Here is a 16,745-nt window from a genome sequence, read left to right as displayed (position 1 = left end):
AGCTCACGCCCACAGGTATTCGTGTTGTTTGCCAGAGATAAAAAAAGCCCCGGCGATTGCTCGTCGGGGCTGTGGATATTTCAGCGCAGAATCAATGACCGCCGAGATAAGCGTTACGCACCTCCTCATTCACCAGCAGCTCCTTACCGGTGCCCGTGATGCGGATCTCGCCGTTGACCATCACGTACGCGCGGTCCGACAGCTTGAGCGCGTGGTTGGCGTTCTGCTCGACCAAGAAGATGGTCATGCCGGTTTTGGCCAGCTCCCGCAATGTCGCGAAGATCTGTTTCACCACAATCGGCGCCAGCCCCAGGCTCGGCTCGTCGAGCAACAGCAGTTTCGGCCGGCTCATCAACGCACGAGCGATGGCGAGCATTTGCTGCTCGCCGCCAGACATGGTCATTGCACGTTGGTTGCGCCGCTCTTCGAGTCGCGGAAACAACATGAACATGCGTTGCATGTCTTCCTTGGCGTACTTGTCGCCAATCGGGATGGTGCCCATCAGCAGGTTTTCCTCGACCGTCATGTCGGGGAAAACACGTCGGCCTTCAGGCGATTGTGCAATGCCGTTGGACGCGATGTAGTGGGACGACTTGTGCGTGATATCCACACCCTGATAGATGATCTGCCCGTCAGCCGCCCGGGGCTGGCCGAAGATCGACATCAGCAGGGTCGATTTACCGGCACCGTTGGAGCCGATCAGGCTGACGGTTTCACCTTCATTGATGTGCAGCGAGACATTCTTCAGGGCCTGGATCGGCCCGTAGAACACGTCCAGGTCCTTGAGTTCGAGGATCGGCTGACTCATAACACCACTTCCTCTTCATCCGCGCCCAGGTAGGCCGCAATCACTTTCGGATCATTACGGATCGCATCAGGCCCGCCCTCGGCGATGACGATGCCGTGGTCCAGCACCACGATGTGGTCGGAAATGCTCATTACCATGCCCATGTCGTGTTCGATCAGCACCACGGTCAGATCGTGCTCGTCGCGCAGCAGACGGATCATCGCGCTCAGCGCTTCGGTTTCCTGAGGGTTGAGACCGGCAGCCGGTTCGTCGAGGCAGATGATCTGCGGCCGGGTGCACATGGCCCGGGCGATTTCCAGACGGCGTTGTTGCCCGTAGGACAGTTCACCGGCCAGACGGTTGGCGCAATCCACCAGGTCGACCACTTCCAGCCAGTAGAAGGCATGGTCCAGCGCATCGCTTTCGGCCTTGCGATAGGCCTTGGTGTTGAGGATGCCGGACAGCATGTTGCGGTTGACCCACATGTGTTGGGCCACCAGCAGGTTTTCCAGCACCGACATTTCCTTGAACAGGCGAATGTTCTGGAAAGTCCGCGCCAGGCCGGCGCGGTTGACCAGGTGGGTGCCGCCGAACATTTTGTAAAACAGGCGGGTGGCGAAGGATTTCGGCGAAACGAAATCGATCGGCTTGAACGACTCGCCCAGCAACTGGATGACGTTGGTCCGTTCACCACGCACATTGAGTTCGATCTTGCCGCCGGAGGCCTTGTAGAACCCCGTCAGGCAGTTGAACACCGTGGTTTTGCCGGCACCGTTGGGGCCGATCAGGGCAAAGATCGAGTTGCGGTGGACTTTCAGGCTGACATCACTCAACGCCTTGATGCCGCCGAAGTGCATCATCAGCTTCTCGACCGAGAGTACGACTTCGCTCATGGCGCTACTCCTTTACGCGGGGTCACACCGGTACGGCTGATCCGAATCAGGCCGCGCGGTCGCCAGATCATCATCAACACCATCAGCACGCCGAACAGCAACACGCGATATTCCGCGAAGCCACGCAGCAGTTCCGGGGCAACGGTCAGCACGAATGCCGCAATCACCACGCCAATGGTCGAACCCATGCCGCCAAGTACCACGATGGCGAGGATCAGGGCGGATTCGAAGAAGGTGAACGAGGTCGGGTTGACGAAGCCTTGATAGGTGGCGAAGAACACACCGGCCAAACCGGCGGTCGATGCCCCGATGGTGAACGCCGAGAGCTTGACCAGTACGTGGTTCAGGCCCATCGAGCGGCAAGCGATTTCGTCTTCACGCAAGGCTTCCCAGGCGCGACCGACTGGCATGCGGGTCAAGCGATGCTTGATGTACAGCACAGCCAGCACGACCAGGAACAACACCGCATAGATGAAGTAGTACTTCACATCAGGGTTGTAGGCGATGCCGAAGAACTCATGAAACGGTATGCCACCATCCTTCGCTCGTTTGCCGAACTCAAGGCCGAAGAACGTCGGCAGCGGTGCCGGCATGCCGTTCGGACCGCCCGTCAGGGAGAGCCAGTTGTTGAGGATCAGCCGGATGATTTCACCGAAGCCCAGGGTCACGATCGCCAGGTAGTCACCGTGCAGTCGCAGCACCGGGAAGCCAAGGATGCAGCCAGCCAGCCCCGCCGTGATGGCCGCCAGTGGCAGCACCGTCCAGAAGCCCAGGCCGAGGTATTGGTAACCGAGCGCCAGTCCATAGGCACCGATGGCATAGAACGCCACGTAACCGAGGTCGAGCAGGCCGGCCAGGCCGACCACGATGTTCAGGCCCAGGCCCAACAGCACATAGATCAGCCCGAGGATGACCACGCCCAGCAAGTAGGAGTTGGAGAAAAACGGGAACACCACGGCGATCAAAATCACCAGCGGCACGACCCAGCGCAAACGGGATTTGTAATCAGGTGGCAGTACATGAACCCCGGAGCCTGTGGTTTCAAAGCCTTCAAGGATTCTCAGGCCCTTGGGCGTTTGCAGGAACAGGCTCAGGGCAAAGCGGCCCGCCATGACTATGGCGACAATCCACGCCACTCGCTTCGGTTCCAGGTTGAAGCCGTAGCCGTCGAGGACCACGCCGACAATCGGACCGAACACAATGAGCGCTACAAGGCCGGCAAGAATCGCGTCAACCAGGCTTCTTTTGATATCAATGGTTTTTTTAGTGGTTGAAGACATCGCTTACACCTTCGACACAAGAGGACGGCCGAGCAGGCCTTGAGGCCGAAAGACCAGAACGAGAACGAGCAGCGAGAAGCTGAACACGTCTTTGTAGTCCGAGTTCACCAGGCCCGAGAACAGCGACTCGGAAATCCCGAGGATGATCCCGCCGAGCATCGCGCCAGGCAGCGAGCCGATCCCGCCGAGTACCGCCGCGGTGAACGCCTTGATCCCGATGACGAAGCCTGCGTAGAAGTCGAACGTGCCGTAGTTCATGGTGATCAGTACGCCGGCCAGGGCCGCCATCGCTGCACCGATGATGAACACGTAGGAAATCACGCGATCGGTGTTGATCCCCAGGATCGAGGCCATCTTGCGGTCTTGTTGGGTCGCGCGGCACATGCGGCCGAGCTTGGTGTACTTGATGACATAGGTCAGCAGGCCCATACCGACGAACGCAGCGACCAGGATGAAGATCTTGGTGTAGGTGAGCTGGACGAAGCCGGTCCCGACTTCAACTCGCCATGCACCGGTCAACAGTGTTGGCACGCCTTGTTGGCGGGCGCCCTGGGCGATCTGTGCATAGTTTTGCAGAATCAGGGAAATACCGATGGCGCTGATCAGCGGTGCCAGTCGTGTGGAGTTACGCAGCGGTTTGTAGGCGACACGCTCGATGACCCAGCCATACACCGCCGTGACGACGATGGTGAAGACCAGTGTGCCGAGCATCAGCAGAGGGAAGGATTCAATACCGAAGTATGCCAGCAGAGCCAGACTGATCGCCGCGAGGTACGCAGAGATCATGTAAACCTCGCCATGGGCGAAGTTGATCATGCCGATGATGCCATAGACCATTGTGTAGCCGATGGCGATCAGGCCATAGACCGACCCGAGGGTCAGGCCGTTGACCAGTTGCTGCAGGAAAATACCATCCATAACGCAATCTCACGCATTTGAGAGACTGCACAGAAGCGGGTTGCTACGGACCGGGGTTCAGCCGCCGACGCAACACGGTTGTGTGCAGCTCTACGAGAAAAGACAGGTACTGCACGGACATGTTCTTTGATTGCCCGGCGCACAAGGCGCCGGGCATCAGCTCATATCACTTCTGTTTTTCCAGCTGGTGGTATTTGCCGTCCTTGTCCCACTGGTAAACCACGTAGTCGGAGACTTTCAGGTCGCCCTTGCTGTCCCAGGTCTTCTCGCCCATGACGGTTTTGACCGGGTGTGCTTTCAGCCATTTGGCAGCGTCTTCACCCTTGTTGGATTTAGCACCATTGAAAGCTGCGGCCAGGGTCTGGACAGAAGCGTAGGCATACAGGGTGTAGCCTTCAGGCTCGGTGCCTTTTTTGCGGAAGTCGTCCACCACCGTCTTGCTGTCTGGCAGCAGGCGCGGGTCGGCGCCGAAGGTCATCAGCACGCCGTCAACGTATTGCGGGCCGCCAGCGGTGGTCACCAGTTCGTCGGTCACGATGCCGTCATCGGACATGAATTTCACGTCTTTGAGGCCTTCGGTACGCAGTTGTTTAACCAGTGGACCGGCTTCTGGGTGCAAGCCGCCGAAGTAGACCACGTCGGCACCGGCCGCACGGATCTTGGTGACCACGGCGCTGAAGTCTTTCTCGCCACGGGTCAGGCCTTCATACAGCACCGGCGTTACGCCGCGCTTGATCAACTGAGCCTTGGTGGCGTCTGCCAGGCCTTGGCCGTAGGTGTCCTTGTCGTGCAGTACGGCGACTTTCTTGCCCTTGAGCACGTCGACGATGTAGTCGCCAGCGACGATGCCTTGCTGGTCGTCACGCCCGCACATACGGAACATGGCGCTCAGGCCGCGTTCGGTCACTTGTGGGTTGGTAGAACCTGGGGTGATTGCGATGATGCCCGCTTCGTCGTAGATCTCGGAGGCCGGGATGGTCGACGAGGAGCAGAAGTGACCGACTACGCCGGCGACTTTCTGGTTGGTCAGGTCCTTGGCGACCGTCACAGCCTGTTTCGGTTCGCAGGCGTCATCGCCCTTCACCAGTACGATTTTTTCCCCGTTGACGCCGCCCGCCGCGTTCACTGCGTCGGCTGCAGCCTGTGCACCCTTCATGTACTGCTCGCCAAATGCCGCGTTGGCACCTGTCATCGGACCCGCCACACCGATTTTCACATCAGCCTGTGCAAACGCAGAAACACCCAAAGCAGTTGCCACTGCGAGGGCCAGAAAGCCTTTCTTGTAAAACGTCTGGGACATGAGGTGGTGCTCCAAGGTTTTTTTTTAGTTGGCACTGCGACTTCACTGAATGCTCAGAGCAAGGGCCGTGCCATCGGTTTTTTATTCTGAGAAAAGTCGCTGCTTTATTGTTATTTCGACTGTTTCGATCCCATTTTCATTGGGCGTGCAACCGTCTAAACCGCGGAAGGTGAAACCATTTATTTTTAACGGCGCAACCCGTGCGCGCCATCATTGCAACCGCGGCGTCAAACGACGTGCAACCAGCCTGTAACAACGTGCGTCACCGAAGTGCACACTGCTGGTGCGGGACTGCTACAACCCGCACCTTTTACAGGCTAGTCGCTGCGCGAAAAAGCGCCGCTTTCAGCAACAAATTTCAACAATCAAATAACGATCCGCAAGCACTGGCCTGCGTGATACAGCGAGAACCCGGCTTCGTACAAACAGCTGCGCAAACCCACCCCTGCCAACGGCTGCATGGGGGCGAAAGGAATCGGCAGCGCCTGAGGATTTCCGTTACACAGATAGTCGGCAAATGCCTTGCCGACCACCGTCCCCGTCGTCACACCCCGACCGTTATAGCCAGTGACTGCCACTAAACCGGGCGCCGGTTCGAACAAACGCATCAAGTGATCAGGGGTAAATGCAATGCAACCGGTCCACGTGCACTCCCACTCCACAGGTTTGAGGTACGGAAAGTAGTGCTGCTGAACCCGGTCGGCCCAGGCCTTGAGGAACCAGGTCGGTTTCTGATTGCCATTACCCAGGCTACCCAACAGCAATCGACCGTCCTTATCACGACGGATACTGCTGAGGACCTGCCGAGTGTCCCAGGAACCCTGGCCGCCGGGCAGAATCTGCTGCGCAGCCTCTTCGGTCAGCGGGACCGAGGCCACTTGGTAGTAATAACCGGGGAAGAAATTACGTCGAAGCTCGGTCCAGTCGCCCTCGGTGTAGGCGTTGGAGGCGATGACCACTTGCTCGGCGAGCACCGAACCCTGCGCAGTTTGCACCGACCAGCGCTGACCCTGACGTTCGAGCCGGGTGACTGCAGAATGATCGAACAGCTGGCCGCCGAGGCCGATGGCCGCTTTGGCCAGTCCGGTCGTATATGCCATCGGGTTGATCGTGCCCGCACGCCGATCAAGCAGTGCCGCAGCAATTTTTTTGGTTCCCGTCGCTTGCTCACAGGCTTGCCCGGTCAGCAGTTCGACCGGGGCACCACGACGTTTCCATTGTTGTTCACGACTGCGCAGATCGGCTTCGCCACGGGCGTTATGCGCCATGTGCAGCGTGCCTTCTCGGCGTAACTGGCAATCGATGTTGTATTTGTCGACCAGGCTGAACACCAGGGAGGGTGCAGCCCCCAGCATGCGGTTGAGCTGACTGCCGACCGCTTCGCCGAACCCGGCTTCGATCTCGTCCGGTGGAATCCACATACCGGCGTTGACCAGCCCGACATTGCGACCCGAACCGCCATGACCGGCGCGATGGGCTTCCAGCACACACACTGTCTTGCCTTGTTCCAGCAAATGCACCGCCGCCGACAGACCGGTGAAACCGGCGCCGATGACGCAGACATCGACCTTAACTTCGCCCTTGAGCGCCGCATTGTCAGGCCTTTGCGGCGTCAGTTTTTCCCACAGACACTCTTCGCGTAACGGCATTGCCAGACTCCAACAGAAACCTAACCAACACACCATTCAAGTGTGGGAGCGAGCCTGCTCGCGATAGCGTCGTCACATCCAACATCCATGTGACTGACAAACCGCTATCGCGAGCAGGCTCGCTCCCACAGGAATCACCGTTTGACTCAATACTTAGTCGAACGTAATGCCCTGAGCCAACGGCAACTCCAGCGAGTAGTTCACGGTGTTAGTCTGGCGGCGCATGTAGCCGCGCCATGCATCGGAGCCCGATTCACGACCACCGCCTGTTTCTTTCTCTCCACCAAATGCGCCACCGATTTCCGCGCCGCTCGGGCCGATGTTGACGTTGGCGATGCCGCAGTCGCTGCCCACCGCCGACATGAACTGCTCGGCTTCACGCACGTCAGTGGTGAAGATGCACGAGGACAGGCCTTGCGGTACGGCGTTGTTCAGGCGCAGCGCTTCGTCGAAATCCTTGTAGCCGATCACGTACAGAATCGGCGCGAACGTTTCGTGGCAGACCACATCGCTCTGTTCCGGCATTTCAACGATGGCCGGCGAGACGTAGTAAGCGTTCGGGAATTTATCTTCCAGTTGGCGTTTACCGCCGAACACCCGGCCGCCTTCGCTCAAGGCCTGCTCCAGCGCGTCCTGCATGTTTTCGAAACTGTTTTTGTCGATCAGCGGCCCGATCAGATTGCCTTCCAGCGGATGGCCGATGCGCACTTTGGAGTACGCGGCTTTCAGGCGGGTGACGATTTCTTCTTTCACCGATTCGTGAGCAATCAGGCGACGCAGCGTGGTGCAGCGTTGACCGGCGGTGCCGACGGCGCTGAACAGGATGGCGCGAACGGCCATGTCCAGGTCGGCGCTTGGGCCGAGGATCATCGCGTTGTTGCCACCCAGTTCGAGGATGCTGCGGGCGAAACGTGCGGCGATTTTCGGCGCCACTTCACGGCCCATGCGGGTGCTGCCGGTGGCGCTGATCAGCGCGACACGCGGGTCATCGACCAAGGCTTCGCCGGCATCGCGACCGCCGATGATCACTTGGCTCAAGTGTGGCGGAGCGTCGCTGAAGTTCTTCAGTACGCGGTCGAACAGTGCCTGGCAGGCCAGCGCGGTCAGCGGGGTTTTCTCCGACGGTTTCCAGATCACCGGGTTGCCGCACACCAGCGCCAGCGTGGTGTTCCAGGCCCAGACGGCGACCGGGAAGTTGAAGGCGCTGATCACGCCGACGACGCCCAGCGGGTGCCAGGTTTCGCGCATGTGGTGGCCAGGACGCTCGGAGGCGATGGTCAAGCCGTACAACTGACGGGACAGACCGACCGCGAAGTCGCAGATGTCGATCATTTCCTGAACTTCGCCCAGGCCTTCCTGAGTGATCTTGCCCGCTTCCCAGGACACCAGCTCGCCAAGGTCAGCCTTGTATTCACGCAGGATATCGCCCAGTTGACGCACCAGTTCGCCACGGCGCGGGGCCGGGACCTTGCGCCACAATTCGAACGCATGATCTGCACGACTGATGTGCTGCTCCACTTCGGCAGCACCTTCCCAGTTCACGGCGGCGATCTGGCTGCCATCGATCGGCGAATGCACCGGCACTTTGCCGTTCTGGTACAGGGCCGGGTTCACACCAAGACGATCAAGCAATGCGGCAACCATGGGTCACTCCTCAAGCAAAAAACAGAAAACGTGCAGCCGTAATTTCACGACTGATCAGACCTGTAGTTTTAGCTCGCCCGAGGTTACCCAACAAACGACCTTTAAGAGAGATATCATTCCGTTTATTCATGCTTTGAATTTGCTGGTAGTAAAAGAAACAAGAAAAAGGACCGTCCATGCTGAATAAACGCTACCTGCCGTCGATCACTGCCCTCCAGTGTTTCGAGGCCGTCACCCGGCATTTGAGCTTCACCCGGGCCGCCGAAGAGCTGAACCTGACCCAAAGCGCTGTCAGCAAACAGGTGGCGCAACTTGAAGAGCTGCTGCAGCACTTGCTGTTCCGTCGGGTGCGCCGACGCCTGCAAATGACGCCCGCTGGTGATTTGTACCTGGTGGAGGTGCGAAAAATCCTCACTCAGGTCGAGATGTCGACCCATTACCTGCGTTCCTACGGCGGCGAAACCGAAGTCTTGCGCGTTTCAACACCCCCGACCTTCGGCGCGCGCTGGCTGGTGCCACGCTTGAAAGGCTGGCGCCTGCGTCATCCCTCGATCCATCTGGACCTGTGCAGCGAACAGGAGGCCGACGACTTGCTGCAAGGTCGCAGCGACCTTGCGTTCTACTTCGGCCAGGGCTCACGCCCCGGCACCGAATGCCTGAAGCTCTTCGGCGAAGAGCTGGTGCCGGTCTGCGCGCCGGGCAGCATGCCAGATACGCCGTTCACCGATCCCACGCAGCTCACCGACCTGGTCCTGCTGCAAAACGCCTCCCGGCCCCAGGCCTGGCACGACTGGTTCGACAGTCAGGGCTACCACACCGAACACAGCTACCACGGCCCACGCTTCGAAACCTTCTACATGTGCATCCGCGCCGCGCAAGTCGGCTGCGGCGTCGCGCTGTTGCCGAGGTTTCTGGTGGAAGAGGAATTGGCCGATGGCAAACTGGTCATACCCTGGCAGCACGCAATGCCCAGCACCGATGCCTATTACCTGGCGTACCCGGAGCATTCGGCGGAAGTGCCCAAGGTTCGGGACTTCGTGAAGTGGATGCTGGAGCAGATTGATAGCCCGGACGCATCGCAGCACTGAGCCCATCCGCGCCCCCCCTTTAACCGGGGGGCTGCATTAAGATTTATCAGAATCATCCCAGCTTCACGAAATAACAAAGAGGCCGTCGACAACGCTGGTTTGGGCAAGGCGTGCGCGCAGATCATCATCAATGAAGGGATCATCCAGGCTATATAACCTGACTTTTCGATACGCATCAGTCCGAATCTCCTGTCCGAGATACTCCCAAACAACTCGCGAACACGCGGGTGTCCGATGGTCCGCAGCGGAAACGCCGATTTTCAAGCCATTAAGCCGGGTAATACAGCTTTTAAAGCTTGGAATAAGGATGGTTTGGCTGATTTCGTTGGACGTCAGCGACTCGTAATCGATGAGAAACAATCGATCCTGCAAATAGTAGGCAAGCCCTACATACCGATACTGCTCAAACTCTTCTTGCGCGCCGACAATTTGTAAACGCTCATTGCGCTCATAGACGAAGTGCTCGCCATCCTCATGGATATGCACCAGCGCACAAATAATAAAACCCGGCTCCGTCATCGCATGGTAATACTCATAGTAGTAGCCCGTGTACGCTTTTATTTGCAATGAAGACTGTTGCCGAAGGTGATCAAGAATTCGTTCCGGCGCCGACACCTCGCGAGAAGCGGTTGCTCGTGCGGTCTTGCCACCAATGAGATTGATGAATTGATCTGTCGGCAGCCCTATCTCAAATTCTTCCACACCGAAAAAATCACAAATACGCTTTAGGTTAAAAGCGGTAGGGACACTACTCCCACAGAGATATTTATTAAATTGCCCACGATTAATCCGAAGTTTCCTACAGACTTCCGCGACAGATCGGTAGTGACTACACAGCAGTTTTAAGTTAGCGGGTAGAAAATCACGCATATTAACCCATCACAACAGCATCAGAAGGCGCAACCATAGCAGCTACTCGCATCACATTTAAGCAACTAGCGAAATTGCGGAAAGTTATAGATGACCTGATATTACTGAACCTGAATAATTTCAGGTTTCTGTACACCGTCGATTCGCTGGCAGTCTTAAAATAGCAAGGAGCTTTGAATGCTTGACGTCATCAATGACTTTCTCTCTGGAAGGGTTTTGATACCTTTAGTTCTCGGACTAGGAACCTACTTCACCATCCGCTCGCGATTCGTACAGCTTCGCTACTTTGCACACATGATTTCTGTATTACGTGACTGCTCGCCTACTGGTAACCGCCACTTAAGCTCGTTACAGGCATTGACGCTCAGCCTCGCCGGACGGGTCGGAACCGGCAATATCGTAGGCGTCGGAATTGCCGTGAGCATGGGCGGACCCGGTGCAGTGTTCTGGATGTGGATGACAGCTCTACTAGGAATGTCGAGCAGCTTTTTCGAATGCACACTGGGCCAACTTTACAAGCGCTGCGATGAGAATGGTCAGTATCGCGGGGGACCGTCCTGGTATATCCAACATGGTCTGGGCAAACGTTGGCTCGGAATAATTGCTGCGTTCCTGCTTTTGGTAACCTTCGGGTTTGCTATCAATGGCCTTGAATCGCATGCCGTATCGCATTCTCTCAACGATGCATTTGGATTATCGACGTCATGGTCCGGACTCGCGCTGTCGTTGTTGCTGGGCACAGTGTTCATGGGAGGCATAAAGCGAATCGCGGCAGTTGCCGATCTATTGGTTCCCCTTAAAGTCATCGCCTACGTCGGCGTAACGCTTTACGTCATCGTGTTACAAATTGATCAGGTCCCCGGTGCGCTGATCAGCATCGTCAAAAGTGCATTTGGACTGGATCAGGCATTTGGCGGGCTCGTCGGCAGTGCGATCATTATGGGAGTAAGGCGCGGAGTTTTTTCCAATGAAGCAGGATTGGGCAGTGCACCTAACGTTGCCTGCGCGGCGAAAGTCGCCCACCCAATAGCTCAAGGTGTGGTGCAGGCATTTAGTGTCTTCATCGATACCATCGTTATTTGCACCTGCACTGCGTTGATCATTTTGCTTTCAGGTTTTTACACTCCCGGCTTTGAAGGCGACGGCATTACGCTGGCTCAAAACTCGCTGGCTGAGGTGGTCGGTGATTGGGGCCGGATGTTTATCAGCGTGGTACTAGCGCTGTTTGTGTTCACGGCAATGCTCTACAACTACTACCTGGGTGAAAACAGCTTGCGATTCATCATTGCTGCCCCTCGCAAATCATTAATCGCGTACCGCCTCTTGGTATTGATGCTGGTTTTTTGGGGCGCGATTGAAGACCTTTCCACGGTGCTCGCGTTTGCCGACATCACCATGACACTTTTGGCCTTAGTCAACCTGATAGCGATGGCATTACTATTCAAAGTTTGCATGCGAGTTCTGGACGACTACGATGAACAACGTCGCGCCGGCACCCGAACGCCCGTTTTTAACTCCAGCAAGTTTCGCGATCTGGATATCGATTTGATGGCCTGGCCTGCGGTTCCAACTCCCCTCCCGCCGACGAGTCCCGTATGTGCGGTTCGGGCCCCGGCTAAAGCCAAGCTCACATAGATTTCGAATAAACGCTGATCCATTGCATTGTTGCGGTGGTTCAGCAGTCAAGCAATGCCAGGCAACGTCCCCCCCCTTAAATAACGACTGAGCGCGCCCTAACAACCCAAGCGTGCTCAAGGAGCTCGTCCGTGAATCGCTTTCATCCTCTTAAAGCCAACGCATCAAACAGCCCAACTTTTTATATAGACTCGCATGCCGCACCTCATTTGTTATTTGAAGACGCCTGTTTCAGAATTCGTGCAGCCACCAGCCTCTTAGAGGCGCTGACTTCGGTAACCGTTAAACATATCAATGATGCTGATTTTTTCCGTTTGATACTTCCAGCCTATTTATTGCTCCAGGACGGTGTCGATGCACTGGATCAAATAACATTCAAAGGACTCTAGATCATGGCAAGATCAGCGACTCATGAAATGATCAAAGCCGCAATGATTAAGGCCATTGAAACAGGTCTTGTTCCTCGTCACCGCCACTTGGATGGCTATTTAAAAAGTTGGGAGAGCCTGGCGCTCGTCATCCAGGCAGCCCTTGAGGCAACACATGAAAATTGATTAAACACTGGCGTTGCTTTGGCAGCAGCTGGCAACAATTGATTAATCCATCATGAACACAAAAAAAACTGGCAATCTCCACCCCTGTTATGCGCCACTAGCCCCATTCATTGAAGCCGCTGAAAATTCGTGGCCACGAGCCTCGGCCCGCCTGGAGAACCCCCGTTATGAGCGAGAGCGTGTTTGGCGATCGCATCGTGCAGAACCTGCTCGACACCGACTTCTACAAACTGACGATGATGCAGGCGGTGCTGCACAACTACCCGAACGTAGACGTCGAATGGGAGTTCCGTTGCCGCAACAGTGAGGATTTGCGTCCCTACCTGGCGGAAATCCGGGTCCAGATCGAACGTCTGGCCGAGTTGAGCCTGAGCGCCGATCAATTGAGCTTCATGGAGCGCATCAGCTTCATGAAGCCGGATTTTCTGCGCTTTCTCGGGCTGTTTCGCTTCAATCTGCGCTACGTCCACACCGGCATTGAAAACGGCGAGCTGTTTATCCGTCTACGCGGACCGTGGCTGCATGTGATCCTGTTCGAAGTACCGCTGCTGGCGATCGTCAGCGAAGTGCGCAACCGCTATCGCTACCCGCAAGTGGCGATGGAACAGGTGCGCGAGCAGCTTTATCGCAAATTCGACTGGCTGACCGCCAACGCCAGCAGTGACGAATTATCCGAACTTCAGGTCGCCGATTTCGGCACACGCCGGCGCTTTTCGTTCCGTGTGCAGGAAGAAGTGGTGAACGTGCTCAAGCACGATTTCCCCGGGCGCTTCGTCGGCACCAGCAACGTGCACCTGGCGCGAGAGCTGGACATGAAGCCGCTGGGCACGATGGCCCACGAGTGGATCATGGCCCACCAGCAACTTGGGCCACGGCTGATCGACAGCCAGATCGCCGCCCTCGATTGCTGGGTACGCGAGTATCGGGGTCTGCTGGGGATCGCCCTGACCGACTGCATCACCATGGATGCCTTCCTCAACGACTTCGACCTGTTCTTTGCCAAGCTCTTCGACGGCCTGCGCCATGACTCTGGGGATCCGGTGATCTGGGCAGAAAAAGCGATCGCCCACTATCAAAAGCTGGGCATCGACCCGATGAGCAAGACCCTGACGTTCTCCGACAGTCTGACGCTGCAAAAGTCGCTGGAAATATTTCGAGCGCTGCGTGGTCGGATCAATGTCAGTTTTGGTATCGGGACTAACCTGACGTGCGACATTCCGGGTGTTGAACCGATGAGCATCGTGCTTAAAATGGCCGCCTGCAACGATCAGCCCGTGGCCAAGATTTCCGATGAGCCGGGCAAGACTCACTGCAAAGACCCGAATTTCGTCGCCTACTTGCGACATGTTTTCCAAGTACCTGCCGCCCTTTCCAGCACATCCAGTCCATCTAGCAAGGAGTGAATTCATGCAAGCCGTACAGCGTGAGATTGCTGAGCAGCTCAAGGTTCAACCACCGTTCGCCGACCATGCCGCCCTCGAGGCGGAAATCGCCCGGCGCATTCGCTTCATCCAGGATTGCCTGGTCAATTCCGGGCTCAAGACGCTGGTGCTGGGCATCAGTGGTGGTGTCGATTCGCTGACCGCCGGCCTGCTGGCCCAGCGCGCCATGCGCGAATTACGCGAAAAAACCGGTGATAAAAGTTACAAATTCATCGCCGTACGCTTGCCGTACGAGACTCAGTTCGATGAACACGACGCTCAGGCTTCGGTGGACTTCATCGCCCCGGACGAACGTCACACGGTGAACATTGGCCCGGCAGTCAAATCCCTGGCCAGTGAAGTCGCGGCGTTTGAAGGCAAACACGCCGTCTCCGTGGACTTCGTGCTGGGCAACACCAAGGCGCGGATGCGCATGGTCGCTCAATACACCATCGCCGGCGCGGCCCACGGGCTGGTCATTGGCACCGACCACGCGGCGGAAGCCGTGATGGGGTTCTTCACCAAATTCGGTGACGGCGCCTGCGACCTCGCACCGCTCAGTGGCCTGGTGAAAAACCAGGTCCGTGCCATCGCCCGCCACTTCGGCGCCCCCGAGTCGCTGGTGGAAAAAGTCCCGACGGCCGATCTTGAAGATTTGTCGCCAGGCAAGCCGGATGAAGCCTCCCATGGCGTCACCTACGCCGAGATCGATGCGTTCCTGCACGGCAAGCCGGTGCGTGAGGAAGCGTTCAAGATCATTTGCGATACGTACAACAAAACCCATCACAAGCGCATGATGCCGTTCGCGCCTTGATGGGTGACGCCTGACCCGCGATGAACGATGAGCCGGTCAAATGCCAGGCACAAAAAAAGCGTCCCAAGCGGACGCTTTTTTTATTCGTTCAATTCAATTACTTCAGGGTAACAGTGCCTTTCATCATCGAGATGTGGCCTGGGAAGGAGCAGAAGAAACCATAGGTTTCGCCAGCAGCCAGTTTCGATACGTCGAAGGTCACTGAATCCGTCTCGCCGGCACCAATGACTTTTGTGTGAGCGATGATGCGCGCATCACCTTCTTTCAAGTAGTTTTTGTCGATACCGGCTGACAATCCGTCGGTAGCAATCGGTTGCATATCAGCTGTTTTGCTCAGCACCCAGTTATGGCCCATGACGTTTTTCGGCAGGCTGCCCGAGTGCTTCAGGTCCACGGTGAAGGTCTTGCAACTCTTGTCGATGCTGATTTCCTTGGTGTCATAGGACATCTGATCAGTCGAGTCGACAGTGACCTTGCATTCAGCAGCCATCAATTGACTGCTGGCCAGTGTCAGCAGGGATACCGCAACAAGTTTGGCAAACATGGTGAATCTCCAAGGCAGGGTTAACAGAAGTGCGAATGGACAGAAGACTGCCTGAAAACTTCGCAAGTTCCTATGACCTGAATCAAAAATTGTATACAACTTTCGGGCTATGACACCTATCGAAACAATCTACCAGCCAGACGTCTAGGTCGGCCCTATCATCAGGTCGTCATCATTCACCCGGAGCGTCTGTCATGTCCATCAACAGCTTTTTGTGCAGTTTGCTCGCCGTCTATGCCTGTGGCGCAAGCGGCACCTTTGAAACACCTGAACGCGAAGTTTAGCCCTTGGAACGCGGCTTGCCTGCCTTTACTCTGTGGCCATCCTGACCATGGAGTAAGGCATGTCTTTAGCGTCCGTTTGTGTATTTTGCGGTGCCAGCACCGGCACCCACCCAGCTTATCGTGAAGCGGCTGTCGCCCTCGGGCAGGCATTGGCCGCGCGCAAGCTGACCCTGGTCTATGGCGGCGGCGCCGTCGGGCTGATGGGGATCGTCGCCGATGCTGCGCTGGCAGCCGGCGGTGAAGTCATCGGCATCATTCCGCAAAGTCTCAAGGACAAGGAAATCGGCCACAGCGGCCTGACCCGTCTTGAAGTGGTCGACGGCATGCATGCGCGCAAGGCGCGGATGGCCGAGCTCAGCGACGCGTTTATCGCCCTGCCCGGAGGCCTTGGCACCCTGGAAGAACTGTTCGAAGTCTGGACATGGGGCCAACTCGGTTACCACGGCAAACCGCTCGGCCTGCTGGAAGTGAACGGTTTCTACAGCAAGTTGACGGGTTTTCTTGATCATATCGTCGGTGAAGGCTTCGTTCGCGAACCACACCGTGACATGCTGCAAGTGAGCGAATCACCGCAAACCCTGCTCGACGCACTGGATGCCTGGCAACCCTCGATCCCGCCAAAATGGGCCGAGCAAAAACCCAGCTAACGGCTCGGTGCCGATACAGGGCAGAATATGCGCCGCTCAACCTCACCTTCGACCCCAGAGGATCGCCCATGGCTAAACCTAATTATTCCTTCGCCAAACGTCAGAGAGACTTGGCCAAGGAGCAGAAGAAAGAGGAAAAGCTTCAGCGCAAGAAAGCTACAGCTGAAGAAGAAGCAGCAGCACTGAACCCGGATGCCGAAGGCGAAGTGGCTACAGACGAAACTGAAGCACCGAAAGATCAGGCGCCCGACGCCTGAGACCCTCAGGGCCCGATGATCTGATCAGGCCCACCGGATCTGTGTCCAGGGTCAGCAGCCACTTTGCTGACCCTCACAGTCCCCTCTGAAATACCCCATCCAAAGAACGCACACAGCCCCCTGTAGGAGTGAGCCTGCTCGCGATAGCGGTGGCACATTC

Annotated in this window: 17 protein-coding genes; 8 read left to right on the top strand and 9 right to left on the bottom strand. The window is 56.9% G+C overall.

Annotated elements, in window-relative coordinates:
• Positions 1–91: 91 nt before the first annotated feature.
• The 7 genes from QRN31_RS10300 to amaB all read right to left on the bottom strand — a co-directional run bounded on the left by QRN31_RS10300 (position 92) and on the right by amaB (position 8,471).
• Complete coding sequence (locus tag QRN31_RS10300; RefSeq protein ID WP_285431824.1) at positions 92–808, bottom strand: ABC transporter ATP-binding protein; 717 nt, start codon at positions 806–808, stop codon at positions 92–94.
• Positions 805–1,680 carry an ABC transporter ATP-binding protein gene (locus QRN31_RS10295; protein ID WP_222589553.1) on the bottom strand — a complete coding sequence of 292 codons (876 nt, stop codon included), beginning with the start codon at positions 1,678–1,680 and terminating at the stop codon, positions 805–807. Before QRN31_RS10295 ends, QRN31_RS10300 begins: the two co-directional genes overlap by 4 nt.
• Complete coding sequence (gene livM, locus QRN31_RS10290) at positions 1,677–2,960, bottom strand: high-affinity branched-chain amino acid ABC transporter permease LivM (RefSeq protein ID WP_285431823.1); 1,284 nt, start codon at positions 2,958–2,960, stop codon at positions 1,677–1,679. The genes QRN31_RS10295 and livM overlap by 4 nt, the downstream gene beginning before the upstream one ends.
• Before the next feature lie 3 nt (positions 2,961–2,963).
• Positions 2,964–3,878: an ABC transporter permease subunit gene (locus QRN31_RS10285; protein WP_027921961.1), complete on the bottom strand. Its 915-nt coding sequence runs from the start codon at positions 3,876–3,878 to the stop codon at positions 2,964–2,966.
• Between the two features lie 166 nt (positions 3,879–4,044).
• A complete protein-coding gene (locus QRN31_RS10280; RefSeq protein ID WP_285431821.1) occupies positions 4,045–5,178 on the bottom strand; it encodes an ABC transporter substrate-binding protein in 1,134 nt (377 codons plus the stop codon).
• Between the two features lie 365 nt (positions 5,179–5,543).
• Positions 5,544–6,827 (bottom strand): L-pipecolate oxidase, encoded by a 1,284-nt coding sequence (gene amaA, locus QRN31_RS10275; protein ID WP_259155593.1) that lies wholly within the window; start codon positions 6,825–6,827, stop codon positions 5,544–5,546.
• A gap of 153 nt (positions 6,828–6,980) precedes the next feature.
• The gene (gene amaB, locus QRN31_RS10270) at positions 6,981–8,471 is read right to left on the bottom strand and encodes an L-piperidine-6-carboxylate dehydrogenase (protein ID WP_285431818.1); all 1,491 of its coding nucleotides are present in this window, start codon (positions 8,469–8,471) and stop codon (positions 6,981–6,983) included.
• A gap of 176 nt (positions 8,472–8,647) precedes the next feature.
• On the opposite strand from amaB, the gene QRN31_RS10265 reads away from it, so the two are divergent.
• The gene (locus QRN31_RS10265; RefSeq protein WP_285431816.1) at positions 8,648–9,559 is read left to right on the top strand and encodes a LysR family transcriptional regulator; all 912 of its coding nucleotides are present in this window, start codon (positions 8,648–8,650) and stop codon (positions 9,557–9,559) included.
• Positions 9,560–9,622: 63 nt separating this feature from the next.
• On the opposite strand, the gene QRN31_RS10260 is transcribed toward QRN31_RS10265, so the two are convergent.
• A complete protein-coding gene (locus tag QRN31_RS10260; protein WP_285431814.1) occupies positions 9,623–10,429 on the bottom strand; it encodes a helix-turn-helix domain-containing protein in 807 nt (268 codons plus the stop codon).
• Between the two features lie 177 nt (positions 10,430–10,606).
• On the opposite strand from QRN31_RS10260, the gene QRN31_RS10255 reads away from it, so the two are divergent.
• From QRN31_RS10255 to nadE, 5 genes are all read left to right on the top strand, one after another.
• Positions 10,607–12,064, top strand: a complete 1,458-nt coding sequence (locus QRN31_RS10255) for an alanine/glycine:cation symporter family protein (protein WP_285431812.1) — start codon at positions 10,607–10,609, stop codon at positions 12,062–12,064.
• Between the two features lie 131 nt (positions 12,065–12,195).
• Positions 12,196–12,453: a hypothetical protein gene (locus tag QRN31_RS10250; protein ID WP_285431810.1), complete on the top strand. Its 258-nt coding sequence runs from the start codon at positions 12,196–12,198 to the stop codon at positions 12,451–12,453.
• A gap of 3 nt (positions 12,454–12,456) precedes the next feature.
• A complete protein-coding gene (locus QRN31_RS10245) occupies positions 12,457–12,618 on the top strand; it encodes a hypothetical protein (RefSeq protein WP_285431809.1) in 162 nt (53 codons plus the stop codon).
• Positions 12,619–12,785: 167 nt separating this feature from the next.
• A complete protein-coding gene (gene pncB, locus QRN31_RS10240) occupies positions 12,786–14,021 on the top strand; it encodes a nicotinate phosphoribosyltransferase (RefSeq protein WP_285431807.1) in 1,236 nt (411 codons plus the stop codon).
• Positions 14,022–14,025: 4 nt separating this feature from the next.
• On the top strand, positions 14,026–14,853 hold the full coding sequence (gene nadE / locus QRN31_RS10235) for an NAD(+) synthase (protein ID WP_285431805.1): 828 nt from the start codon (positions 14,026–14,028) through the stop codon (positions 14,851–14,853).
• Between the two features lie 97 nt (positions 14,854–14,950).
• Here nadE and azu read toward each other — a convergent pair whose 3' ends face one another.
• The gene (gene azu / locus QRN31_RS10230; protein ID WP_222589547.1) at positions 14,951–15,397 is read right to left on the bottom strand and encodes an azurin; all 447 of its coding nucleotides are present in this window, start codon (positions 15,395–15,397) and stop codon (positions 14,951–14,953) included.
• A 343-nt stretch (positions 15,398–15,740) separates the two neighbouring features.
• Here azu and QRN31_RS10225 point away from each other — a divergent pair, with 343 nt between their 5' ends.
• Positions 15,741–16,328 (top strand): cytokinin riboside 5'-monophosphate phosphoribohydrolase, encoded by a 588-nt coding sequence (locus QRN31_RS10225; protein ID WP_259155598.1) that lies wholly within the window; start codon positions 15,741–15,743, stop codon positions 16,326–16,328.
• Between the two features lie 68 nt (positions 16,329–16,396).
• A complete protein-coding gene (locus QRN31_RS10220) occupies positions 16,397–16,585 on the top strand; it encodes a hypothetical protein (protein WP_007947526.1) in 189 nt (62 codons plus the stop codon).
• Positions 16,586–16,745: the final 160 nt, after the last annotated feature.

It is taken from the genome of Pseudomonas sp. fls2-241-R2A-110 (assembly GCF_030209165.1).
Classification (GTDB): Bacteria; Pseudomonadota; Gammaproteobacteria; order Pseudomonadales; family Pseudomonadaceae; genus Aquipseudomonas.
This window is presented reverse-complemented; position numbering and strand designations above follow the sequence as displayed.